Origin of the sequence: Variovorax paradoxus (assembly GCF_000834655.1) — a bacterium.
GTDB classification, from domain to species: Bacteria; Pseudomonadota; Gammaproteobacteria; order Burkholderiales; family Burkholderiaceae_C; genus Variovorax; species Variovorax paradoxus_F.
The window spans coordinates 47,486-68,120 of sequence record NZ_JXQQ01000018.1 but is presented as its reverse complement, the minus strand read 5'-3'; the positions used below and the strand labels follow the sequence as shown (position 1 = coordinate 68,120).

Below are 20,635 nucleotides of genomic sequence, written 5' to 3'. Positions count from 1 at the left end.
CGACAACGGCCTGCCGCGCATGCGGCAGGCCGTTGCCATTTGTGGGGCCGCAGCCTGGCCACGGGGCTAGACTGTCCGCCCGTCAACCAAGCTGCGAAAGGCAGGCCATTCATGAAAACCTGGTTGATTCCCTTCGTGTCCGCGGCCGTGGCCGCAATGACCGGAACGGCCCACGCGGCCGAGAGCTGCGAGAACCTGCGCGCGCAGATCGAAGCGAAGATCGGCGCGGCCGGCGTCGCGCGGTTCGCGGTGGTCGTCGTCGATGCCAACGCGCCAGCGGCTGGCCAGGTGGTGGGCAGTTGCGAACTGGGCACCAGGAAGATCGTCTACCAGCGCGAGGGCGCGGGGTCGTCCCCTGCGGCGGTTGCGGCGCCTGCCCGCGCGCCAGAGGGCGACGACATCCTGACCGAATGCAAGGACGGCACGGTGTCCGTCGGCGGCGACTGCAGGCGCTGACGGCGGCGGTCCGGCGCACGGCACGGCGATGAATCTCTTGGCGCTCTCGATCCTTCGATCGTTCTTCGGCCTGGTCACGCTGGTGGCGGTCGGCTGGCAGTTGTCGATCCATGTGCGCATGGGCTTCGACGTCGTCAATTTCTTCAGCTACTTCACCAACCTGTCGAACCTGTTCGCGGCGTTCGTGCTGCTGCTGACGGCGTTCCAACTTCTTCCGGGCCATGCGACGTCCGCCTCGAGCGACCGGCTGCGTGCCGTGTCGACGGTCAACATGGCGGTGGTCGGCATCGTCTTCGCACTGCTGCTGCGCAACGTGGACCTGGGCTCACTGCTGCCGTGGATCAACGCATGGCTGCACTACGTGATGCCGTGCGCGGTCGTGCTCGACTGGCTGCTGCAGCCGCCGCGCGCCAAACTGGGCGGCAGGCAACTGCTGGCGATCCAGGTCTTTCCAATCGCGTACCTCGTCTATGTGCTGGTGCGCGGGAGCGGCACCGGCTGGTACCCCTACCCTTTCCTCGATCCCGCGAACGTGGGCGGCTACGGCGGCGTGGCCGCGTATGCCGCCGGCATTGCGCTGACCTTCTTCGTCGGCGGCTGGCTGCTGCTGGCGCTGGGAAACCGACTCAACAGGAGCAACGATGGCTGACAAGGTGCTGGTGTTCTACGGCTCGTACCGCTCGGACCGCATGGGCGTGCGGCTCGCGGACTTCATCATGGCGGGCCTGCGCGCGCGCGGCGCCGACGCGGAGTTCATCGACGCCAAGGCCGTCGGCCTGCCGATGCTCGACCGCATGTACAAGGAGTACCCCAAGGGCACCGCGCCCGAGGCGATGGAAGCGCTGGCAGGGAAGATCCGCACGGCGGACGCATTCATCTTCGTGACCGGCGAATACAACTGGGGCCCGCAGCCCGGCCTGAAGAACCTGACGGACCACTTCCTCGAAGAGTGGTTCTGGCGGCCGGCCGCCGTCGCGAGCTATTCGGCGGGGCGCTTCTCGGGCGTGCGCTCGGGGACGGTGTGGCACTCGATCCTGTCGGAAATGGGGATGGTAGTGGTGTCGAGCACGCTGGCGGTGGGGCCGATCTCGCAGACGCTGGATGAAGGTGGACGACCGACGGGCAAGGCGGGTGAAGCGCTGGAGCGCGCCTTCCCCCGGTTTGCCGACGATCTGGCCTGGTGGACCGAGGCTGCGCGCGCGCAACGGGCGCGGAAGGCGCCGCCTTACTGACGCAAGGCTGCGAGCACTTCGACCATCTTCTGCAGCGCGCCTTCAGGCGTTGCCTCGATGCAGATCGAGCAGGCCAGCATCAGGTTCAACGGCTGGCCGAAGTCTTCGACCGCGATGCCTGTGCCGCTCTCCCGCAGCACGCCGTTCACGTCGTGCGCGCATGGCAACGTCGCGCGCGCACGGTCCGCATAGCTGCCCTCGGGCACGCCGTAGGCCACGACGGGAATGCCCAGCGCCACCGCTGCGCCGACCTCGAACACCGTGCCCGAATCCGGCTCCAGGCCCCTGAACGACGAGAGATTCGCCACCACGCCGTCGGCGCCGCGAAGGCGCTGCATGTTGGCTTCGTAGATGCGCTTCTCCAGCGCGTCGGGCGAGGGCTCTTCTTCGCCATCTGCGGGCAGCAGCGCTGCAAGACCCAAGGCGTCGCATGCGAGCTTGAGCCGCACGAAATGGTCCCGGGCATCCGGGCGGAAGACGTCCGGCCCCGCAAGATAGATCCGGGGGCGCGTCGGGGTGTCGGTGAGCTCGTCCATCGCCACAGCTTCGTCGATTTCGGGGCTCAACTCAAGATGCGGCGAAGCACTGCACCGCCGCCATTCATTGCGGCAGCGGGCGCGACCACAGCCACGCCAGCACCACCGCCATGCACCCGATGGCCAGCACCGCCATCCACGCGCGATGGGCCGTGAACGACACGATCACGGCGCAGGCGGCCATCGTGATGGTCGCGCTCCACTTGGCGCGGCGGCTGACGGTGCGGCCGTCCTCCCAGTTGCGCAGCAGCGGGCCGAAGATGCGGTGGTTGCGCAGCCATGCATGCAGGCGCGGCGAGCTGCGCGCAGCGGCCCATGCGGCCATCAGGATGAACACGGTCGTCGGCATGCCGGGCAGCACCACGCCGATGAGCCCGAGAACGAGGCACAACACCGCGAAGCAGTGCAGCAGCACGCGCGCAAGCAGGGACAAGGGCTTGGGACCAGGGTTCAACGCAGCATTCTCGAAAAGGATCGGACGACGGCGACGGCCCGACCGGACCGGTGCCTTCGCCAGTGCCCATTCTTCACCAGCTTGCGGCCGAAGCGCCAGCGAACCTGTGTCGGGAGGAACCGGCGAGAAAAAGGCAAGAACCCCGCAGGAACTGGACAGCGCACGGCGGCCGCAGTTTCCACAATGAACGCCTACTCACGAAAGGCGCACACCATGACCACAGCCACCCGAAGCGGCGCCCTCGCCGCCCTCTCGCTGTCCTTTGCGATGGCCTCCACGCCCTCTCACGCGCAGCCTTCGCCGGCCGCACCGACCGACCAGAACCGCTACGTCGGCATGTGGGTGACCAGGGACGGCCACATCCGCCACGAGCTGCTGCCCGGCGGCCGCTACGACGAAGCACGCGGCAATCGGCAGAGCGCCTACCAGGGCCGCTACACGCTCACCGGGGATCACATCGACTACGTCGACGACACCGGCTTCACCGCCGACGGCGACTTCCGCGACGGCGTGCTGTACCACGCGGGCATGGTGCTCTACCGCGAGAACAAGACGCGGCGTTGAGTGGCTGCATCGCGTTCGGCAAAGTCATGGAGCGAGCGAGCGGGGCCCTTACAGTCACGCGAAACACTGAAAGACCCGCATGCCCCGTCCCGTTCTCGAAGAAGCCCGCATCCACCCCTCCATCCGCACCAAGGTGGCCGAGAGCCGCCAAGCCATCGTCCGCGAGGTCATGGCCGCGGTCGCGTCCCACGACGTGGTCGTGGTGGGCATGGGCATCAACCCGCATCCGAAGCAAGCGCGCAAGGCGCTCGATGCGATCGGGCAGCCGTACAAGTACCTCGAATACGGCAGCTACCTGAGCCAATGGCGCGACCGCAATGCGCTCAAGATGTGGACCGGGTGGCCGACGTTTCCGATGGTGTTCGTGAAGGGCACGCTGGTTGGGGGTGCTTCGGATTTGCAGAAGCTCATCGACAGCGGCGAGTTGAAGGGTCTGGTCGGCTGACCGGCTGCCGCCGGAAGATACCAATGTCCCGCAGTCTCGAAGGGTCGGTACAGTCTCATCCGGTATCGAAAGCAGTTCTAAAAAAAAGGGAGTGTCATCATGATTTTTCAGTTCACCTTTTCGCGCAAGACGCTGGCTCTTTGTCTGGGTTCGCTCCTGCTGGGCGCTTCCTCGGCGCATGCCGTCGAAGCAACCTCCCCGCAGTCGAGCGAGCAAAACGCCCTCGTCGAAACGCTGCTCGCACCGGCCCGTGCCGAGAGAGTCCGCGTCGAGGAGACAGGGGCTTACGGTGTCGACATGCGAGACGTCAAACGACACCTGACCACGAATCTGAAGACCGACACGGGTCTTTTCCCTCGCAGCGAGCCACGGTTTTTTCTCGATGGCGGTGTGAAGATGGACTATCAGGTCGCGCGCCCCGCGATCGACAGTCCTTTCGGCAACGAGCGCGCCCTTGTGGAGTTGCCCAAGGTGTCGAATGCCTTCCAGCGCGCGATCCGGGCAATGTCCACGAACTGATCTTTCGTCAGCGCGCTTTCTCCAAACCCTCGCATTGGCATTCGATATCCGCGTGCAACATGCCGAGCGAGGCGATTGCCAGCCGCTGAAGCGATGCACGGTCGGCCGCGCCGAGCAGCGGTGCAGGACCGTTCGATGAACACGCTTCATCGCGTCGATCTTCATCCCAGGCGAGCAACTCCATCAACGTGTGCGCCCCCTGCACCACGTCGCGCGCGTCGTTGAGGAACAAGGCGTATCGCCGTTCTTTGTGGTCGAGCCCCTCAGGGGGGTTCCATACAAAGGGTTTGAACTCCGCACTGTCATGCGCAGTGTTTGATGACTCGGCCATGTTGGCCCTCCCTGTCGGTTCAGCTTTGCTACAACCGCTGCGTTCGCTGTCAAACGAAGGCGGCGGCTCGAACGGGTTGACAGACCGGGAACCGCTAGGCGAAACCGGCAGGGCGCGAGCCCTCCCATCCGAGCCGCCTTAAAGGAAGCCGGAATGGCAAAAGCCGCAAACCATTGCGGGTATGCGGCTTTCACCGCGGTTCTTTCAGGCTGTCAAACCCGGCCTCGCTCATCACGAGGCGAGTGCAATGTAGCGGTGGGGTTGGCTCGCGTCAATCAGACGCAGAGATTCGGCAAGACATCCGCCAACAAGCGCACGCCTCCCGCGTCGCGTTTTCGCAGAATCAGGCAAGAACCCCGTTCGATCCGGATACCGCTCCACACCCCGTCCGCACGAAACTTCTCTCCATGCCCGGCGCACCCTTCGCGCCATGGTCCACCACCCAGCACGAGGAGTTTTGTATGAGCGCAATCCAGGAAAAAGTCGTCCTCATCACCGGTGCGAGCAGCGGAATCGGCGAAGCCACCGCGCGGCTGCTGGCGCGGCGTGGGGCCAGCGTGGTGCTCGGGGCGCGGCGCACCGACAGGCTCGAAGCCCTCGCGGCCGAGATCAACGCCACGGGCGGCACGGCGAGCTTTCAGCATCTCGATGTGACGCACCGGCCCAGCGTGGAGGCGTTCGCCGAGTTTGCCTTCGACACGCACGGGCAGATCGACGTGCTGGTCAACGCGGCGGGCGTGATGCCGATGTCGCCGCTGTGGAACCGCAAGATCGAGGAGTGGGAACTCATGATCGATGTGAACCTGCGCGGCGTGCTGCTCGGCATCGCGGCCGTGCTGCCGACGATGCAGCTGCAGGGCTGGGGGCACATCGTGAACGTGGTGCCCGTGGCTGCGCAGGGCGTGACGCCCGAGGCGGCCGTGTACCACGGCACGCAGTACGCGGTGAACGCGATATCCGAGGGGCTGCGCCAGGAGCATGCGGGCCACCTGCATGTCACGGTGGTGAGCCCCGACGTGACCGGCTTCGCCGACCCGTTGGCCGAGCGCCTCGCAGCGAGCTACAGCTTCGAGCGCATGCGCACCCGGCGGCGCCTTGCCACGCCGGCCGAGAGCGTCGCGCGATCGGTGGCCGGCGCCATCGAGGGATACGGCATCACGATGCCGGTTCGCCCGGGCATGGTGTCGAAGTCGGCCGAGCATGCCTGGTGATCGAAGCGCTGGGCGCGCATGACGGACGGCGGCCGCGTCAGTAGGTCTTGTACGGCAGGAACTTGCCCGACAGCACCACGTTGACGCGGTCGCCCTTCGGGTCGGCCTGGCGCTGGATGTCCATGCTGAAGTCGATCGCGCTCATGATGCCGTCGCCGAACTCCTCGTGGATCAGCTCCTTGATGGTGGTGCCGTACACGCTCACGATCTCGTACCAGCGGTAGATGAGCGGGTCGGTCGGCACGGGCGTGGGGAGCGAGCCCTTGTAGGGCACGACCTGGAGCCACTTCTGCTCTTCCGCGGTGAGGCCGAAGATCCTGCCGACGACCTTGGCCTGCTTGTCGTCGAGCGTCATCTGGCCGAGGCACGCGGCGGTGGTCCACTCCTTGGACTGGCCGACCTTCCTGGCCACGTCGGCCCACTGGATGCCCTTGGACACCTTCACGGTGATGATCTTTTCGGTGACGTCGTTGCGGTTCATGCTGCCTGGCTCCTGGGTGTGAAAACGGATGCGGCAGGACAAGCAACAGACATGCCCAGCCGACTGGCTCCCTCTCCCCTTGGGGAGAGGGTTGGGGTGAGGGAGCGTCGGCGATGGGTGAGGCGCGGCCTTGCGAAGGCCCAGTGCCCTCACCCTAGCCCTCTCCCGCAGGCGGGAGCGGGGACAAGACGGGTCAGCGGTCCCAGCGGAACTTGCGCTCCGACTCCGCGATGGGCTGGTCGTTGATGCTGGCGTAGCGCTTCTGCATCAGGCCCTGTTCGTTGAACTCCCAGTTCTCGTTGCCGTGGCTGCGGAACCACTGGCCCGCGGCGTCGTGCCACTCGTACTCGAAGCGCACCGCGATGCGGTTGTCCATGAAGGCCCAGAGCGTCTTCTTCAGGCGGTAGTCGTGCTCTCGCTCCCACTTGCGGGTGAGGAACTCCACCACCTGCTCGCGGCCGTTGACAAAGTCGGCGCGGTTGCGCCACTCGGTGTCGGGCGTGTAGGCAAGGCTCACGCGAACCGGGTCGCGAGTGTTCCAGGCGTCTTCGGCCGCCTGGACTTTCTTCGTGGCGGATTCGAGGCTAAAGGGCGGCAGCGGCGGGCGGGATTCCATGACGGGGCTTTCGATGGTTGAAGAGTTGTCGAGGGCCGCAATGTGCCACGAGTAGACAGACCTGTCTACATGCCTACAATCGCCGCATGGACATCTCCGCATTGCCCGCGCGCGAGCGCATCCTGGTCACCTCGCACGACCTTTTCTATCGCGACGGCATCCGCGCCACCGGCATCGACCGCGTGATTGCCGCCTCGGGCGTCACCAAGGTCACCTTCTACCGGCACTTCCCCTCGAAGGACGACCTGGTGCGCGAATTCCTCGATCACCGGCACACGCGCTGGATGGCATGGTTCGTCGATGCACTGGGCCGGCGCGGCGCGCATGAACGCGCGGGCGATGCAGGCGCCCTGCTGCTGCTGGCCGACGTGATGGCCGAGTGGTTCGCCGACCCTGTGTTTCGCGGCTGCGCCTTCATCAACGCGACGGCCGAAGTGGGCGGCAGCGTGGAAGGCGCGCTGGAACGCTCGCGCGAGCACAAGCGCGAGATGGTCGAGGTGATCGCGGGCCTCTTGCCCCCACAACTTCCCGCGCGCATGGCGCTCGCGCAGGCCGCGGGCATCGGCGCCGACGGCGCCATCGTCAAGGCCCAGATGGGCGATGCCGCCGTGGCGCGCGAAGCCGTCGAAGACCTGCGCCGGCTGCTGGAGGCGCTGGTGGCCTCCGCCGTAAAAGCTACTTCACGACCATCAGCGTGAACGGCCACACGTAGGCCTGCAGCGTCACGTAGAAGCCCACGAGGCACGCCAGCGCGATGGAGTGGAAGAACACGTAGCGCAGGATCTCGCCCTCGTGGTTGAACCAGCGCGTGGCAGTGGAGGCCACGACGATCGACTGCGCATCGATCATCTTGCCCATCACGCCGCCCGAGCTGTTGGCCGCGCCCATGAGGTTGGGGCTCAGGCCCAGCTGGTCGGCCGCCACCTTCTGCATGCCGCCGAAGAGCACGTTCGATGCGGTGTCCGACCCCGTGAGCGCCACGCCCAGCCAGCCCATCAGCGTGCCGAAGAACGGGTAGAACATGCCGGTGTTCGCAAAGGCCAGGCCCAACGTGGTGTCCAGCCCCGAGTAGCGCGTGAGCGTGCCGAGCGCGAGCATCAGCATGATGGTGAGCAGCGAGAACTTCACCAGCCACAGCGTGCGGCCGTAGGCAGCCACGAGCTGGACCGGGTTGTACTTCATCACCAGGCCGCCCACGATGGCCGCCACCAGGATGCCGGTTCCCGTGGCCGAGAGCAGCAGCAGCTGGTACACCGCGCCCTCCTTCGTCGGCTTGGGCACCACCGGCGCCACCTTCTCGATCATGTTGTGCAGGCCGTCGATGGGGAAGTTCGGCGCGAAGATGCCGTTGAGCCAGGTCTTGACCGTGGGCAGCCCCCAGATGAATACGAACACGGTGAGGATGAGCCACGGCGTCCAGGCGCGGATGATGTCGCCGCTCGAATGCTTCCTGGGTGCCACGACCGGGCCGGCCTCGCCGCCGTCTTTCTCGTGGCCCTTGAGCGAGACCGAGGTCCACACGGTCTTGGGCTTCCACACGCGCAGGAAGAGCACCAGGCACACCATCGAGACGATGGCCGCGATGATGTCCACCAGCTCGGGCCCGATGTAGTTCGACACCAGGAACTGAGGGATCGCGAACGACAGGCCCGTCACCAGGATGGCCGGCCACACCTCCATCATTCCCTTGCGCCCCGCGAAGGCCCAGATGAGCCAGAACGGCACCAGGAGCGAGAAGAACGGCAGTTGCCGCCCGATCATCGCGGTGACCGCCATGAGGTCGTACCCGTGCACCTTGGCCAGCGTGATCACCGGCGTGCCCAGCGCGCCGAAGGCCACCGGCGCGGTGTTGGCGATGAGCGAGAGCCCCGAGGCCGCGAGCGGCGAGAAGCCCAGGCCGATGAGGATCGCGGCCGTCACCGCCACCGGCGTGCCGAAGCCCGCCGCGCCCTCGAAGAAGGCGCCGAAGGCAAAGGCGATGAGCAGCAGCTGCAGTCGCCTGTCTTCGGTGATGCCCGCGATGGAGTCCTGCAATATCTGGAAGCTGCCGTTCTGCTGCGTGAGCTGCTGCAGGAAGATGATGTTCAGCACGATCCAGCCGATGGGCAGGAGGCCGGTGATGCCGCCCAGGAAGGCTGCTTTGCCCGCCATGTCGGCCGGCATGCCGAAGGCGAAGACCGCGATGACCACGGCGCTCAGCAGGCCCAGCCCCGCCGCGTAATGCGCCTTCACGTGCAGGAGCCCGAGGCTCACGAGCATGACCACCACCGGTATCGCGGCCAGTGCCGTCGATACCACCATATTGCCGAACGGGTTGTAGACCTGTTGCCAGACCATGGGTTTGTCTCCTGTTGGATTTGGTTATGAGACGGTGTGCGCAGCGCACCGAAAAATCGCCGAAAGCAACACAAGACAAACGAGAACGACGCCACGAGCCACCGACAGCGATTCGCTAACATCCTACCCCCGGCACGCAACACCACATGGCATCCATGCGACTTCCCTCGACCCAGGGCCTGCAGGCCTTCGAGGCGGTCGCACGGCTGCGCAGCGTGAATCTCGCGGCCGAAGAGCTCAGCGTGACGCCCAGCGCGGTGAGCCACCGCATCCGGCAGCTGGAGACGCAGCTCGAACTCAGGCTCTTTTCGGGCAACGATTTCGGGCTGAGCGCCGATGGCGTGGCCTACCTGGCGCGCGTGCGCGAAGCGATTGCGGCACTGCAGCAGGTGCCCGGACGCGAGCCGGCATCCCAGGTGCGGCGGCTGCGCGTGGCGGTCACGCCGACGTTCTCGCGCCAGATGCTGCTGCCCCGGCTGGCACGTTTTCGCGATGCCTATCCGAACATCGAGCTGATGCTGCAGGTGACCATGCCCGTTCGCAACATGACGGCCGAAGAGGCCGACCTGGAGCTGCGCTTCGGCACCGGGCCTTTTCACGATCGCGAGTTCTGCCAGCTGCTGGCCGACGACGTGGCGCCTGCCTGCAGCCCGGCGTACCTGCAGCGCCACGGGCCGTTCGAGGGCTTCGCGACCGATGCGGAGGTCTCGCGCGTGCAGCTGCTGCGCACGCCGCTCGAATCGTGGCGCACATGGTTCAAGGCGCACGGCATCGGCCTGCCGGAGCCTGCCACGGGCCACCAGTTCAACGACCTGGGCCTGGCGCTGGATGCGGCGGCCGAGGACTTCGGCGTGGTGCTCATGCACCTGAAGCTGGGCAGCGCCTGGCTGGAGAACGGGCGCCTCGTGCGGCTTTCAGCGGAGAGCGTGCCGTCGCCCAACGCGTACTTCCTGTGCTGGCGGCCGGGGGCGATGGAGCGCTGGGAGTGCGCAACCTTCGTCGAGTGGCTGCGGCAAGCGCTGAGGGACTGACCGGTCAGCCGGTCAGCCAGGCGGCCGGCTGAATTCTTTTCAGGTCCGCCCCCGGTATTTTTCAGATCGATGCCGGTTTCGGGCGCCACACTCGGCCCGCGGCGGAGCCTGCCCATAATGCCCGCTCGCGCGATCGAACACACAGAGACAACCCAGGAGACTCCCCCGTGGCCGACCTTTCCAAGATCACCAACATCGAAGACCTGCGGGTGATCGCCAAGCGGCGCGTGCCGAAGATGTTCTACGACTACGCCGACTCCGGCGCGTGGACCGAGGGCACCTACCGTGCCAACGAGAGCGACTTCCAGAAGATCAAGCTGCGCCAGCGCGTGGCCGTGAACATGGAGGGCCGCTCCACGCGCACTACGATGATCGGCCAGGACGTGGCCATGCCCGTGGCCATCGCGCCCACTGGCCTTACCGGCATGCAGCACGCCGACGGCGAGATCCTGGGCGCGCGCGCGGCCAAGGCCTTCGGCATTCCGTTCACGCTCTCGACCATGAGCATCTGCTCGCTGGAAGACATTGCCGAGAACACCGACCGCCATCCCTTCTGGTTCCAGCTCTACGTGATGAAGGACCGCGACTTCATCGAGCGCCTGATCGAACGCGCCAAGGCCGCCAACGTGACTGCGCTGCAGCTGACCCTGGACCTGCAGATCCTCGGCCAGCGCCACAAGGACATCAAGAACGGCCTCACCGCGCCGCCCAAGCCCACGATCAAGAACCTCCTGAACCTCGCGACCAAGCCGCACTGGTGCATGGGCATGCTGGGCACGAAGCGTCGCACCTTCGGCAACATCGCGGGCCATGCCAAGGGCGTGAAAGACCTGTCGTCGCTCTCGTCGTGGACCGCCGAGCAGTTCGACCCCGCGCTCAGCTGGGCCGACGTGGAATGGATCAAGAAGCTCTGGGGCGGCAAGCTCATCCTCAAGGGCATCATGGACGTGGAAGATGCGCGCCTCGCAGCCAGCAGCGGCGCCGATGCGCTCATCGTGTCGAACCACGGGGGGCGCCAGCTCGATGGCGCGCCCTCTTCCATCGCCGCGCTGCCGGCCATCGTCGAAGCGGTGGGCAGCGAGATCGAGGTGTGGATGGATGGCGGCATCCGCAGCGGGCAGGACGTGCTCAAGGCCCGCGCGCTCGGCGCACGCGGCACGATGATCGGCCGCAGCTTTCTCTACGGCCTCGGCGCCCACGGGCAGGAGGGCGTGACGCGCGCGCTGCAGATCATCCACAAGGAGCTGGACATCACCATGGCCTTCTGCGGCCGCACGCAGATCGACTCGGTCGATTCGAGCATCCTGCTGCCCGGGACCTTCTAAGGCCACGCCGGGGGTAGGCCGATGCGGTTCTTACTGACACGAGCCACCCCCATGCAGGGGCAAAATGTTGTAGCGAAAACAACATAGCCGGCCTGCAGGGCGGCACAGCCATCATGAGCGCAGTCACGCCCACCCAAGGAGGCCAGACGGCCTCTTCGTCCAATCCTCCTCACTACACGGCCGAAGAAAAACGGCACCGCGTCTTCGCCATCATGGCGGCCTCGTCGGGCAACCTGGTCGAGTGGTTCGACTTCTATGTGTACGCGTTCTCGGCGCTCTACTTCGCGCCGGCCTTCTTCCCCAAATCGGACCCCACCGCGCAGCTGCTGAACACCGCGGGCGTGTTCGCGGCCGGCTTCCTGATGCGGCCCATCGGCGGCTGGCTCTTCGGCCGCGTGGCCGACCGGCTCGGTCGCAAGACCTCGATGCTGATCTCGGTGACGATGATGTGCGGCGGCTCGCTCGTCATCGCGTGCCTGCCGACGTATGCGCAGATCGGCGCATGGGCGCCCTTCCTGCTCCTTGTGTGCCGCCTGTTCCAGGGCCTGTCGGTCGGTGGCGAATACGGCACCACGGCAACCTACATGAGCGAGGTGGCGCTGCGCGGCCAGCGCGGCTTCTTCTCCTCGTTCCAGTACGTGACGCTCATCGGCGGACAGTTGCTCGCGGTGCTCGTGATCGTGGTGCTCGAGCAGTTGCTCACCGAGCCCGAACTCAAGTCGTGGGGCTGGCGCATTCCGTTCGTGATCGGCGCCATCGCCGCGGTCGTCGCGCTGCTGCTGCGCCGCACGCTGCATGAAACGCAGAGCGCCGAAGCCAAGGCCAACAAGGAGGCCGGCAGCATGGCGGGTCTCTTCAAACACCACACGTCGGCGTTCCTCACGGTGCTGGGCTACACGGCCGGCGGCTCGCTGATCTTCTACACCTTCACCACCTACATGCAGAAGTACCTGGTGAACACGGTGCACCTGCCGATCAAGACGGCGAGCTACGTGATGACCGGCGCGCTCTTCGTCTACATGTGCATGCAGCCGGTGTTCGGCGCGCTGTCGGACCGCATCGGGCGGCGCACCAACATGCTGCTGTTCGGCGGCCTCGGTGCGCTGGCCACCGTGCCCATCCTGACGGCGCTGCAGTACACGACGAGCCCCGTGCTGGCCTTCGTGCTGATCATCGTGGCGCTGGCGATCGTGAGCTTCTATACCTCGATCAGCGGCATCGTGAAGGCCGAGATGTTTCCGCCGGAAGTGCGGGCGCTCGGTGTCGGCCTGGCCTACGCCGTGGCCAATGCGATCTTCGGCGGATCGGCCGAATACGTGGCACTGGGACTCAAGTCACTGGGCCACGAATCGGCGTTCTTCTGGTACGTGAGCGGGATGATGGTGATCGCGTTCCTCGTGAGCCTGCGGTTGCCGAAGCAGGCGAGCTACCTGCACCACGATCACTGACGGGCCGTGCGTCACTGCAGGCTCTGCATGTAGACGCAGAACATGTCGGCCATCGAATCCGCCCAGGCCGCGATCTGGGCGTCGGTTCGAGGGCTCTCCGAAAATTCCTTGCCCACCGCGCCGAGCGTTGCAATGATCAGGTCGCCCGCCATGGCGCGCGTGGCGTCTGAAGCCGCCGGCAGTGCCTCTGCCATGAACGCGCGGACGATCTCCTCGCCGGCAGCGCGCACCTCGTGCGCTTCGGGGGCATCCCGATAGAACGGTGCGGCGTCACCGAGCGCCGTTCGCACTTCGGCTTCTTCGCACTCCGAACGGACGAAGGCATGCGTGAGCGTGCGCAGCCGCTCCAGCGCGGGCCGCTGCGCGTCCCCGAGGATGCTGCGCATCATCTCCGTGGTCTGCCGCCATTCGTCGCTCTGCAGGCGAAACAGGATCGACGCCTTGTTCGGAAAGTACTGGTAGACGGATCCGACGCTCACGCCGGCCCGCTCGGCAACGCGCGTCGTCGTGAAGCGGTGCACGCCCTCCTTCGCCAAAACCTGAATAGCTGCCTGAAGAATGGCCCCAAGAAGGTCGGCCGAGCGCGCCTGCTTGGGCTGTCTGCGAGAGGAGATCAGGGTGCCTCGACGGTCGGTCATGGGAGCGGCGCGGAACGCGAATGGAAAACATGAAGGGTTCTTCATATTATTTCGCATCTGCTTTTCAAACGAAAGAACCCTGTGACGACGACCTTGACCACTGCACCCATGGCGCCCCTGCTGGACCGCCTGTTTCAAGAGGCCGGCGCGGCCACCAGCCCCGCCATCGCCGGCATCAGCCCGGCGGAACGCCAACGGCTGATGCACAGCAAGACCGAATATCTCGACTTCTACAGCCGCCTGAAGGACCTGTGGCTGCCGGTGTCGCGCGAGACCGGCGTGCTGCTGTACCAGCTGGCGCGCAGCACGAACGCGCGCCACATCGTGGAGTTCGGCACCTCCTTCGGTCTCTCGACCCTGTATCTGGCCGCGGCGCTGCGCGACAACGGCGGCGGCCGACTGATCACGAGCGAGTTCGAGCCGTCAAAGGTCGCGAAGGCCCGCGAGCACCTGGCTGAAGGGGACGTGAACGACCTGGTCGAGATTCGCGAAGGCGATGCACTCGAGACGCTCGCGCGCGACCTCCCCGAATCCATCGACCTCTTGCTGCTCGACGGCGCGAAGGCGCTCTACAACGACGTGCTGGCGCTGGTCGAGTCCCGCTTGCGGCCGGGCGCGCTCATCGTTGCGGACAACGCCGACTACAGCCCGGACTACCTCGCGCGCGTGCGCTCCGCCGACAGCGGCTACCTGTCCGTGCCATTCGCCGACGACGTGGAGTTGTCGATGCGGTTGGGCTGAGGCCTTTCTCCAAACCTTGATCGAAGAGAGATTGCAATGAATGTTTTTGTCACAGGCGCCACCGGTTGGGTCGGCACTGCCGTGGTCCAGGAATTGATCGACGCGGGCCATGCGGTCACCGGGCTCGCGCGCTCCGAGGACAAGGCTGCGGCGCTCGCTGCAACGGGCGCCAAGGTATTGCGCGCCACCCTGGACGATCTCCAGGCCCTGCGCGACGCAGCCGCTGCAGCGGACGCCGTCATCCACACCGCGTTCAATCACGACTTCTCCCGCTTCATGGAGAACTGCGAAGAAGACCGCCGCGTGATCGACGCGCTCGCAGGCGCCCTGCAAGGCTCAGACCGCCCGCTTCTCGTGACCTCGGGACTGCTCGGCCTGCCGCGTGGCGCAACGGAATCGGACCTGCCCAGTCCGGCATCTCCGCGCAAGTCCGAACCCACGGCGCGCGCGTGGGCCGAGCGCGGCGTGCGTGCGGCGACGGTGCGGTTGGCACCGTCAGTTCACGGTCTGGGCGACCACGGCTTCGCGCCGATCCTGATCCGCGTGGCGAGGGAGAAAGGCGTATCCGCGTTTCTCGGCGATGGCGAGAACTGCTGGGCCGGCGTGTGGCGGCAGGATGCGGCACGGGTCTATCGCCTGGCACTCGAGCAGGGAGTGACGGAGTCGGTCTATCACGCGGTTGCCGATGAGCGCGTGCCGTTCAAGGCGATTGCCGAGGTCATCGGTGGCCGCCTCGGAGTGCCGGCTGAATCGCGTGAACGCGAGCACTTCGGGTGGTTCGCGAACATGGCGGGTGCGGACATGTCGGTGTCGAGTGCGCGCACGCGTGAAGTGCTTGGCTGGAAACCGCAGGGGCCGAGTCTGCTGGTCGATCTCGATCAGGCTGGTTACTACGATCAGATCCATGGCAACCCACTTCTCCCCTCTGGCATCCAAGGCGCAAGCGCCTGAAGCTCGATGCTGCAGGCGGCGCGCGATCCGTCGCTGCCCGCGAACGCCGCTCAGTCTGCGTAGACGCCGGCCGCCTTGATCACAGGCGTCCACTTCGCGATCTCGCCGATCACGAACTTCTTGTGGCCCGCGGGCTCGATGCGGCCGTCGGTCGCGACCACGGCGCCCAGCAGTTCCTCGCGCTTGATGAAGTCCGGGTCTTTCAGCGCCACCTTCAGCGCATCGTTGAGCTTCTTGAGCACCGGTGCCGGCGTGCCCTTGGGCGCATACAGGCCGTGCCAGATCGTGACCTCGAAGTTCTTCAGGCCCGCTTCGTCGAGCGTGGGCAGGTCCTTGAGCAACGGCGTGGTCAGGCGCTTGGGCGTGGTCACCGCATAAGCCTTGACCTTCTTGGCCTCGATCTGCGGCGAGGTGTTGGTGCTCTGGTCGCACAAGAGGTCGATCTGGCCGCCGATCAGGTCGGTGATGGCGGGCGCCGTGCCCTTGTAGGGCACGGGCGTCATCTCGGTCTTGGTGGCGCTCTGGAAGAGCAGCCCGCACAGGTGCGATGCCGAGCCTACCCCCGCGTTGCCGATGTTGATCTTGCCCTTGTTGGCGGCGATCCAGGCCGTCAGTTCCTTGTAGTTGTTGGCAGGCAGGCTGGGCTTGGAGATCAGCGTCATCGGGACGTCGTTGACGATGCCCAGGTACTCGAAATCGCTCTCGACCTTGAACGGTACGTTGCGCACCAGCGTCGGCACGGTCGCCATCGCGATGTGGTTGAGCAGCAGCGTGTAGCCATCGGGCGTGGCGCGCGCCACCTTGGCCGCGCCGATGGAACTGCCCGCGCCGGGCACGTTGTCGATGATCACGCTCGCGCCGCCCAGGGGCTTGCGCAACGCCTCGGCCAGGTCGCGTGCCACGCGGTCGGTCGGGCCGCCCGCGGCGAAGGGCACGACGATGGTCACGGGCTTGCCCGCGGGAAATTCTTGCGCGTGCACACCGACAGCCAGGGTGGCCAGGGCAACCGCCGCGAGGGCGAACATTTTTTTCATGGAAGTCTCCGTCAAGGTCAAAAAAAGAAGATCAGGGTGCGCGCGAAGGCACGCGGCTCTCGAGCGTGGGCGGTTGCCACTCGGGCTTGATGTGGCAGCCGTTCTTGCCGTCGGTGTCGTAGCGCGGCGCGAGCGATGCGCAGCGCTGCGCGAGGCTCTGCGGCGTGGGCTTCTCGCCCTTGTCGATCCAGTCCGTCAGCGCGCCGAAGAGCGCCGGGTATTCCGAATCGCTCAGGTAGCTGTGCTCGCGCTCGGCGCTGAAACTCTGCACCAGGTTGCCGCCGGTGCCGGCCGCGTCGCGGATGCGGCGGTAGGAGTTCTCGAGCTCGACGAATGCGGTCGGATCGTCGATGGCATGCAGCGCCACCGTGGGCAGCGAGGTGCGGCCGGTCGGCTGGCTGTCGGCCGCGAGTGCGCCCTTGGCCTGCGGGTCGGCCGCATAGCGCAGCACGCCGGCGTTGAGCGCCGCGTCGTCGGCCGAGCCGCTGTAGACCACGCCGATGTTGCCGAACGGGTTGCGGCCATTCAGTCGCTTCTGCACCAGGTCCTGGAAGAGCCAGGTCGCCCAGGTCAGGTGGCCGACGAGCGACCGCTCCTGGATCTTCACGACCGAAAGAATCGTCTTCAGCCGCGCCGCCTGCTCGGGCGTGCGCTGCGCGGCGGCCATGCCGACGCCGGTGCATTCCTTCACGCGCTCGGCAAGTTCGGCGCGGGTGAGTTTCGATTCGAGCGGCAGGCCCATCCACAGCGGGTACTGCGGCTCGTCGGGGCGCGGATGGTTGCGGCAGACGTACTGATACACCACGCGCAGGTCGAGCCGGAAGTCGTAGGCGCTGTTGCCGCCGCCGAGCACGCCGCTCGTGAGCAGCAGGCCGTCGTAGGGGCTCTTCGCGTCGCCCACCGGCGCATAGAGCTCGGCCGCCTTCGCCGCCACGCCCGCGCCATAGCTTTGGCCATGCAGCAGCGTGCGCTTGGGCTGGCCGAAATGGCGCACGAAGATCTTGCGCAGGCGCTCTGTGTCTTCGGCCGCCATCGTCACGCCGTAGCCGCCGCGCCGGTAGGTGGAGCCGGCCCAGGCATAGCCGGCCTTCACGGTGATGGCCCAGCGCTTCAAGTCTTCCTCGCTGCGTTCGAGCTTCGGCGGGCCGGTCTCGGGGCCGCCGTGGGCGTGCATCACGAGCACGCGGTTCGCGTCCTTCGTCCAGTCCTTCGGAATGGCGATCCAGTAGAGCGCGCCCGTGCCGTCTTCACCGGTGTAGCAGAGTGCGGCCTCGGGCACGGGGGCCGGGCAGGTCGCGGGCTTGGGTGCCGTTGCAGGTGCCGCGTGCGCGGACAGCAGCGGGGCCGTGCCGAGCAATGCGAAGGCGGCAAGGTGCGTGAAGTGGGTGAGGTGCTTTTTCAATGGCGTACTCCGAGTTCCAGCGCTGCGTTCGTTCCGTCGGTCGTGACGAAGCCGAGGATGCCGCTGTTGAAGATGAAATTGCCCGGCCGGCCCGCGTCGGCCTGCACCACGCCGGGCGCCGGCATGTCGTAGCTCAATGATGCAGCGGCGCCGCCGAGGTTGAAATTGCTGCCCGCGACCGTCGCCTCGCGGCTCTCGCCCTTCGCGTTGGCCATGGCGTAGCTGCCGTCGGCCGAGCCCGCCATCAGGCTCTGCTGCAGGCCGAACATGCGCAGGCCCGCGGTGGCGGCCGTGTCGCGCACCAGGTGCAGCGGCACCGCGGTGCCGTTGACGAGACCGATCACCATCGAGCCGGTGAGCGTGCCGCCGGTGGTGACGGCGCCGCCGGTCGGTGCGGTGGTACGCACGTCGAAGGCGCCGTGCGTGGTGTTGTAGGTGATGTAGCCCTTTTCGGTCTCGGTGCAGTTGGCGTCGTAGATCATGAAGCTGCCGGCGCTGCCCGCTGCACTGCGGCAGTACTGGAAGGTGCCCGCGTTGCGCAGGCGCACCGCGCCGGCGTAGGCGGCCGCGGTGCCGGTGCCTTGCTGCACGCCCACCGTGTTGAAGATGTTCGCCACCGGATTGAAGACCGCGGGCGCCGCCGTGTTCTCGAAGGTGTTCTGGAACGCCACCAGCGCAGAGAAGCCGCTGCCGCTCGGCGGGTTCACGCCACCCAGCAGCACGCCGCCCGGCGCGAAGCTGAAGACCGCACCGCTCTCGCCGCTCGCGTAGCTGCAACTGCCCTGAGCCACCAGCGAGCCGCTGCGCACCGTGCCGGGGGCGCGCTGCAGGCTGGCATCGATGGTCACGGTGTAGGCCATGGTGGCAGGGTCGATCTGCACGCGCAGTTCCTCGCCGAAGCTGTTGCCGCCCTTGTAGGTCGTGGCGGATGCGGGCAGGTTGGGGCAAGCCAGCGGGTCGCCGACCTCGGTCACGCAGCTGTAGTTGACGGCCGCATCCAGGCTGCCGGCGCCGCGGTACTTGGGCCACGAGGGGAACAGGCACAGCGGCCGCGTGCGGCCGTAGCTGCCGGCCACCGCATCGACCGCCACGCCGGTGGCGGGCGCAAGGCCGCCTTCGACCCACCCTTCGAGCGCCGCGAGCGAGTCCCAATTGGGAATGAAGCTGCCGGTGCCGTGGCCCATGCCGGGCACGGTGTAGAAGCGCACGTTCTGGTCGACCGTCGCCTGGCCGACCGTGGCGATGAGTTGCTTGTAGTAGTCGATGGTCGAGTTCGGGCTGATCACCTCGTCGGCCAGGCCGTGCAGCATGATGAGCCGCCCGCCATGCGCGAAGAACGGCGCCAGGTTCGGATTAGTCGCATCGGTGAGATTGGAGACCTCGGTCACCCGCGCGGCATAGCTGCCCGGGTCCAGCGGATCGAAGGTAAGCGAGTCGAAGCCCGCGATGCGCGTGACGAAGAACTTCACCCACTGGTCGCCGGTGACGTACATGTTGGCGTCGGCCGAGGTAGCCGGGTTGGCCGGCACCGGGCGCGTGCCCAGGTCGCGCGTGGTGTACGGGCCGGCGACGAGCGCGCCCTCGAGGATGTTGTAGCCGCCCGCGCGCCTGACGCCGTTGGCCAGCGCGTAGGTCGTGAAGTCGAGCGGCGACTCGATGGTGCGCACGGTGGCCAGCTGCGCGTCCGACAGGCAGGTGTTGCCCGTGTCCGCGCCGCCGGAGCAACGCAGCGAAGCGAGGATCTGCGTGTTCAGCAGCCGGCAGCTTTCCACGTTGCTCACGATGTTGTCGGCCGCGCCGTCCAGCTTGTCGCAGGCCTGCATCGCGGCCTTCTGCACCAGCAGCGTCTTGGCCACGTTCATCCAGCCCGCGCCGTTGTTGTTGTACAGCGCACGCCCCACCGCCACGTTCGACAGCCGCGTGCCCGTGTAGTTGAGCGCAGGCTCGTTGGCGATCACGCCGTCGTAGTCCTCGGGCCAGCGCTGGATGTAGCTGAGCGCGTCGCGCCCGCCGGTCGAGGTGCCGAGGAAGTAGGCGTGCTTGGGTTTCACGGCATAGCGCGCGAACACCAGCGCCTGCGCCACGTCGCGCGTCTTCTTGAGCGACTGGCCGCCGTAGTTGGCCAGTTGCTCGTCGTTGGCCGCGAACTTGCCGTCGGTGATGCTGCTCGATTGGTGGCCCGAGTCGTCACCGTACGTGGCATAGCCGAGCGCGAGCGGCGCGGGCTTGCCGGCGGGGCCGAAGCGGATGACCTCGGTGCCGTCGATCAGCACGCCGTCGAAGCCGCCACCGCCGAAGTGGATCGTCTTCTGGTTCCACTTCTCGGGCAGGTTGACCGCGAAGTTGATGAGTTGCGAGGCCGGGTCCACCGGCTGGATGGTGCCGCGCACGCGGCAGTAGTCGCCCAGCTGGTTGCCCGCGTCGGTCGCGGCCACAGGCGTGGCGCTGGTGACGGTGGCGCCCTGCGTGGGCAGGCTGATCAGCGAGGCGGGCAGGCTCTTGCCGGCGAGGTCGGCGCAGGCCACCACCGGCACTACGGGCGGCGGGTTCCCGGTCGGGTTGCCGGGCGGGTCGGTGTCGGGCTGTCCGCCGCTCGACGGCGGGTTGTTCGGCGCGATCGGGAAGAAGCCGGCACCGCCGCCTCCCCCGCCACCGCCGCCGCCGCATGCGGCCAGGACCAGGGAAACCAGCGAAATGCCGATCGCGGGACCGAACGAACGGCGGGCGCGACGGGCGGCGTCAATCATCGAAAAAGTCGGGCGGGGGCGCTGTGGGCGCATGGTCTTGTCTCCGGCATACGGCCTCGGTGGGTCGCTTTTTTGAATGGACGGCCGGACGATAGGTGTACGAGTGACTTCGGGTCAAATAAAATAAAAGTACACA

The 20,635-nt window shown here is 66.8% G+C and carries 23 protein-coding genes; 13 read left to right on the top strand and 10 right to left on the bottom strand.

The window, feature by feature from the left end:
* Window positions 1-111: 111 nt before the first annotated feature.
* The 3 genes from RT97_RS09085 to RT97_RS09075 are packed head-to-tail and all read left to right on the top strand — an operon-like array spanning window position 112 to window position 1,688.
* Entirely contained in the window at window positions 112-456 is a 345-nt protein-coding gene (locus RT97_RS09085) for a DUF1161 domain-containing protein (RefSeq protein WP_042578457.1), read from the top strand.
* Window positions 457-484: 28 nt separating this feature from the next.
* Window positions 485-1,105 (top strand): Pr6Pr family membrane protein, encoded by a 621-nt coding sequence (locus tag RT97_RS09080; protein ID WP_042578456.1) that lies wholly within the window; start codon window positions 485-487, stop codon window positions 1,103-1,105.
* Window positions 1,098-1,688: an NADPH-dependent FMN reductase gene (locus RT97_RS09075; protein WP_042578455.1), complete on the top strand. Its 591-nt coding sequence runs from the start codon at window positions 1,098-1,100 to the stop codon at window positions 1,686-1,688. The genes RT97_RS09080 and RT97_RS09075 overlap by 8 nt, the downstream gene beginning before the upstream one ends.
* Here RT97_RS09075 and RT97_RS09070 read toward each other — a convergent pair.
* Window positions 1,682-2,224 (bottom strand): nucleoside 2-deoxyribosyltransferase, encoded by a 543-nt coding sequence (locus RT97_RS09070; protein WP_042578469.1) that lies wholly within the window; start codon window positions 2,222-2,224, stop codon window positions 1,682-1,684. The two genes, RT97_RS09075 and RT97_RS09070, sit on opposite strands and share 7 nt — an antisense overlap.
* Window positions 2,225-2,288: 64 nt before the next feature.
* Window positions 2,289-2,678 (bottom strand): YbaN family protein, encoded by a 390-nt coding sequence (locus tag RT97_RS09065; protein WP_042578454.1) that lies wholly within the window; start codon window positions 2,676-2,678, stop codon window positions 2,289-2,291.
* Between the two features lie 213 nt (window positions 2,679-2,891).
* Between RT97_RS09065 and RT97_RS09060 the strand changes: the two genes are divergently transcribed.
* The 3 genes from RT97_RS09060 to RT97_RS09050 all read left to right on the top strand — a co-directional run bounded on the left by RT97_RS09060 (window position 2,892) and on the right by RT97_RS09050 (window position 4,206).
* Window positions 2,892-3,242: an Atu4866 domain-containing protein gene (locus RT97_RS09060; protein ID WP_253278193.1), complete on the top strand. Its 351-nt coding sequence runs from the start codon at window positions 2,892-2,894 to the stop codon at window positions 3,240-3,242.
* 79 nt (window positions 3,243-3,321) lie between these two features.
* Entirely contained in the window at window positions 3,322-3,687 is a 366-nt protein-coding gene (locus RT97_RS09055) for a glutaredoxin domain-containing protein (RefSeq protein ID WP_042578453.1), read from the top strand.
* A 99-nt stretch (window positions 3,688-3,786) separates the two neighbouring features.
* On the top strand, window positions 3,787-4,206 hold the full coding sequence (locus tag RT97_RS09050) for a hypothetical protein (RefSeq protein WP_042578452.1): 420 nt from the start codon (window positions 3,787-3,789) through the stop codon (window positions 4,204-4,206).
* A gap of 7 nt (window positions 4,207-4,213) precedes the next feature.
* Here the strand turns inward: RT97_RS09050 and RT97_RS09045 are convergent, their stop codons facing one another.
* Window positions 4,214-4,537: a hypothetical protein gene (locus RT97_RS09045; protein WP_042578451.1), complete on the bottom strand. Its 324-nt coding sequence runs from the start codon at window positions 4,535-4,537 to the stop codon at window positions 4,214-4,216.
* A 461-nt stretch (window positions 4,538-4,998) separates the two neighbouring features.
* On the opposite strand from RT97_RS09045, the gene RT97_RS09040 reads away from it, so the two are divergent.
* Window positions 4,999-5,748: an SDR family oxidoreductase gene (locus tag RT97_RS09040; protein ID WP_042578450.1), complete on the top strand. Its 750-nt coding sequence runs from the start codon at window positions 4,999-5,001 to the stop codon at window positions 5,746-5,748.
* Between the two features lie 37 nt (window positions 5,749-5,785).
* On the opposite strand, the gene cynS is transcribed toward RT97_RS09040, so the two are convergent.
* Window positions 5,786-6,229, bottom strand: a complete 444-nt coding sequence (cynS, locus tag RT97_RS09035) for a cyanase (protein ID WP_042578449.1) — start codon at window positions 6,227-6,229, stop codon at window positions 5,786-5,788.
* A 193-nt stretch (window positions 6,230-6,422) separates the two neighbouring features.
* The gene (locus RT97_RS09030; protein ID WP_042578448.1) at window positions 6,423-6,845 is read right to left on the bottom strand and encodes a DUF1348 family protein; all 423 of its coding nucleotides are present in this window, start codon (window positions 6,843-6,845) and stop codon (window positions 6,423-6,425) included.
* Window positions 6,846-6,931: 86 nt separating this feature from the next.
* Here RT97_RS09030 and RT97_RS09025 point away from each other — a divergent pair, with 86 nt between their 5' ends.
* Window positions 6,932-7,543 carry a TetR/AcrR family transcriptional regulator gene (locus RT97_RS09025; protein WP_042578447.1) on the top strand — a complete coding sequence of 204 codons (612 nt, stop codon included), beginning with the start codon at window positions 6,932-6,934 and terminating at the stop codon, window positions 7,541-7,543.
* Here RT97_RS09025 and RT97_RS09020 read toward each other — a convergent pair.
* The gene (locus RT97_RS09020; protein ID WP_042578446.1) at window positions 7,521-9,182 is read right to left on the bottom strand and encodes an L-lactate permease; all 1,662 of its coding nucleotides are present in this window, start codon (window positions 9,180-9,182) and stop codon (window positions 7,521-7,523) included. The genes RT97_RS09025 and RT97_RS09020 overlap by 23 nt on opposite strands.
* Before the next feature lie 146 nt (window positions 9,183-9,328).
* On the opposite strand from RT97_RS09020, the gene RT97_RS09015 reads away from it, so the two are divergent.
* The 3 genes from RT97_RS09015 (at window position 9,329) to RT97_RS09005 (ending at window position 12,986) form a co-directional block, all read left to right on the top strand.
* Window positions 9,329-10,213 (top strand): LysR substrate-binding domain-containing protein, encoded by an 885-nt coding sequence (locus RT97_RS09015; RefSeq protein WP_042578445.1) that lies wholly within the window; start codon window positions 9,329-9,331, stop codon window positions 10,211-10,213.
* A gap of 167 nt (window positions 10,214-10,380) precedes the next feature.
* A complete protein-coding gene (locus RT97_RS09010; RefSeq protein ID WP_042578444.1) occupies window positions 10,381-11,538 on the top strand; it encodes an alpha-hydroxy acid oxidase in 1,158 nt (385 codons plus the stop codon).
* A 113-nt stretch (window positions 11,539-11,651) separates the two neighbouring features.
* The gene (locus RT97_RS09005; protein WP_042578443.1) at window positions 11,652-12,986 is read left to right on the top strand and encodes an MFS family transporter; all 1,335 of its coding nucleotides are present in this window, start codon (window positions 11,652-11,654) and stop codon (window positions 12,984-12,986) included.
* 11 nt (window positions 12,987-12,997) lie between these two features.
* On the opposite strand, the gene RT97_RS09000 is transcribed toward RT97_RS09005, so the two are convergent.
* On the bottom strand, window positions 12,998-13,624 hold the full coding sequence (locus RT97_RS09000; protein WP_042578467.1) for a TetR family transcriptional regulator: 627 nt from the start codon (window positions 13,622-13,624) through the stop codon (window positions 12,998-13,000).
* A gap of 81 nt (window positions 13,625-13,705) precedes the next feature.
* On the opposite strand from RT97_RS09000, the gene RT97_RS08995 reads away from it, so the two are divergent.
* Complete coding sequence (locus RT97_RS08995) at window positions 13,706-14,365, top strand: O-methyltransferase (RefSeq protein WP_080898236.1); 660 nt, start codon at window positions 13,706-13,708, stop codon at window positions 14,363-14,365.
* 36 nt (window positions 14,366-14,401) lie between these two features.
* Window positions 14,402-15,316 carry an SDR family oxidoreductase gene (locus RT97_RS08990; RefSeq protein WP_042578441.1) on the top strand — a complete coding sequence of 305 codons (915 nt, stop codon included), beginning with the start codon at window positions 14,402-14,404 and terminating at the stop codon, window positions 15,314-15,316.
* A 50-nt stretch (window positions 15,317-15,366) separates the two neighbouring features.
* On the opposite strand, the gene RT97_RS08985 is transcribed toward RT97_RS08990, so the two are convergent.
* From RT97_RS08985 to RT97_RS08975, 3 genes are read right to left on the bottom strand one after another with little or no spacing between them, the layout of a single operon-like run.
* Entirely contained in the window at window positions 15,367-16,350 is a 984-nt protein-coding gene (locus RT97_RS08985; protein ID WP_042578440.1) for a tripartite tricarboxylate transporter substrate-binding protein, read from the bottom strand.
* 31 nt (window positions 16,351-16,381) lie between these two features.
* Window positions 16,382-17,752: a hypothetical protein gene (locus RT97_RS08980; protein ID WP_042578439.1), complete on the bottom strand. Its 1,371-nt coding sequence runs from the start codon at window positions 17,750-17,752 to the stop codon at window positions 16,382-16,384.
* Window positions 17,749-20,499 carry a tannase/feruloyl esterase family alpha/beta hydrolase gene (locus RT97_RS08975; protein ID WP_253278192.1) on the bottom strand — a complete coding sequence of 917 codons (2,751 nt, stop codon included), beginning with the start codon at window positions 20,497-20,499 and terminating at the stop codon, window positions 17,749-17,751. The genes RT97_RS08980 and RT97_RS08975 overlap by 4 nt, the downstream gene beginning before the upstream one ends.
* Window positions 20,500-20,635: the final 136 nt, after the last annotated feature.

Bases quoted from the DNA above. Each gene is read 5' to 3' on its own strand.
- RT97_RS09085 (WP_042578457.1), top strand. From the start codon at position 112: ATGAAAACCTGGTTGATTCCCTTCGTGTCCGCGGCCGTGGCCGCAATG.
- RT97_RS09080 (WP_042578456.1), top strand. From the start codon at position 485: ATGAATCTCTTGGCGCTCTCGATCCTTCGATCGTTCTTCGGCCTGGTC.
- RT97_RS09075 (WP_042578455.1), top strand. From the start codon at position 1,098: ATGGCTGACAAGGTGCTGGTGTTCTACGGCTCGTACCGCTCGGACCGC.
- RT97_RS09070 (WP_042578469.1), bottom strand. From the start codon at position 2,224: ATGGACGAGCTCACCGACACCCCGACGCGCCCCCGGATCTATCTTGCG.
- RT97_RS09060 (WP_253278193.1), top strand. From the start codon at position 2,892: ATGACCACAGCCACCCGAAGCGGCGCCCTCGCCGCCCTCTCGCTGTCC.
- RT97_RS09055 (WP_042578453.1), top strand. From the start codon at position 3,322: ATGCCCCGTCCCGTTCTCGAAGAAGCCCGCATCCACCCCTCCATCCGC.
- RT97_RS09050 (WP_042578452.1), top strand. From the start codon at position 3,787: ATGATTTTTCAGTTCACCTTTTCGCGCAAGACGCTGGCTCTTTGTCTG.
- RT97_RS09045 (WP_042578451.1), bottom strand. From the start codon at position 4,537: ATGGCCGAGTCATCAAACACTGCGCATGACAGTGCGGAGTTCAAACCC.
- RT97_RS09040 (WP_042578450.1), top strand. From the start codon at position 4,999: ATGAGCGCAATCCAGGAAAAAGTCGTCCTCATCACCGGTGCGAGCAGC.
- cynS (WP_042578449.1), bottom strand. From the start codon at position 6,229: ATGAACCGCAACGACGTCACCGAAAAGATCATCACCGTGAAGGTGTCC.
- RT97_RS09030 (WP_042578448.1), bottom strand. From the start codon at position 6,845: ATGGAATCCCGCCCGCCGCTGCCGCCCTTTAGCCTCGAATCCGCCACG.
- RT97_RS09025 (WP_042578447.1), top strand. From the start codon at position 6,932: ATGGACATCTCCGCATTGCCCGCGCGCGAGCGCATCCTGGTCACCTCG.
- RT97_RS09020 (WP_042578446.1), bottom strand. From the start codon at position 9,182: ATGGTCTGGCAACAGGTCTACAACCCGTTCGGCAATATGGTGGTATCG.
- RT97_RS09015 (WP_042578445.1), top strand. From the start codon at position 9,329: ATGGCATCCATGCGACTTCCCTCGACCCAGGGCCTGCAGGCCTTCGAG.
- RT97_RS09005 (WP_042578443.1), top strand. From the start codon at position 11,652: ATGAGCGCAGTCACGCCCACCCAAGGAGGCCAGACGGCCTCTTCGTCC.
- RT97_RS09000 (WP_042578467.1), bottom strand. From the start codon at position 13,624: ATGACCGACCGTCGAGGCACCCTGATCTCCTCTCGCAGACAGCCCAAG.
- RT97_RS08990 (WP_042578441.1), top strand. From the start codon at position 14,402: ATGAATGTTTTTGTCACAGGCGCCACCGGTTGGGTCGGCACTGCCGTG.
- RT97_RS08985 (WP_042578440.1), bottom strand. From the start codon at position 16,350: ATGAAAAAAATGTTCGCCCTCGCGGCGGTTGCCCTGGCCACCCTGGCT.
- RT97_RS08975 (WP_253278192.1), bottom strand. From the start codon at position 20,499: ATGATTGACGCCGCCCGTCGCGCCCGCCGTTCGTTCGGTCCCGCGATC.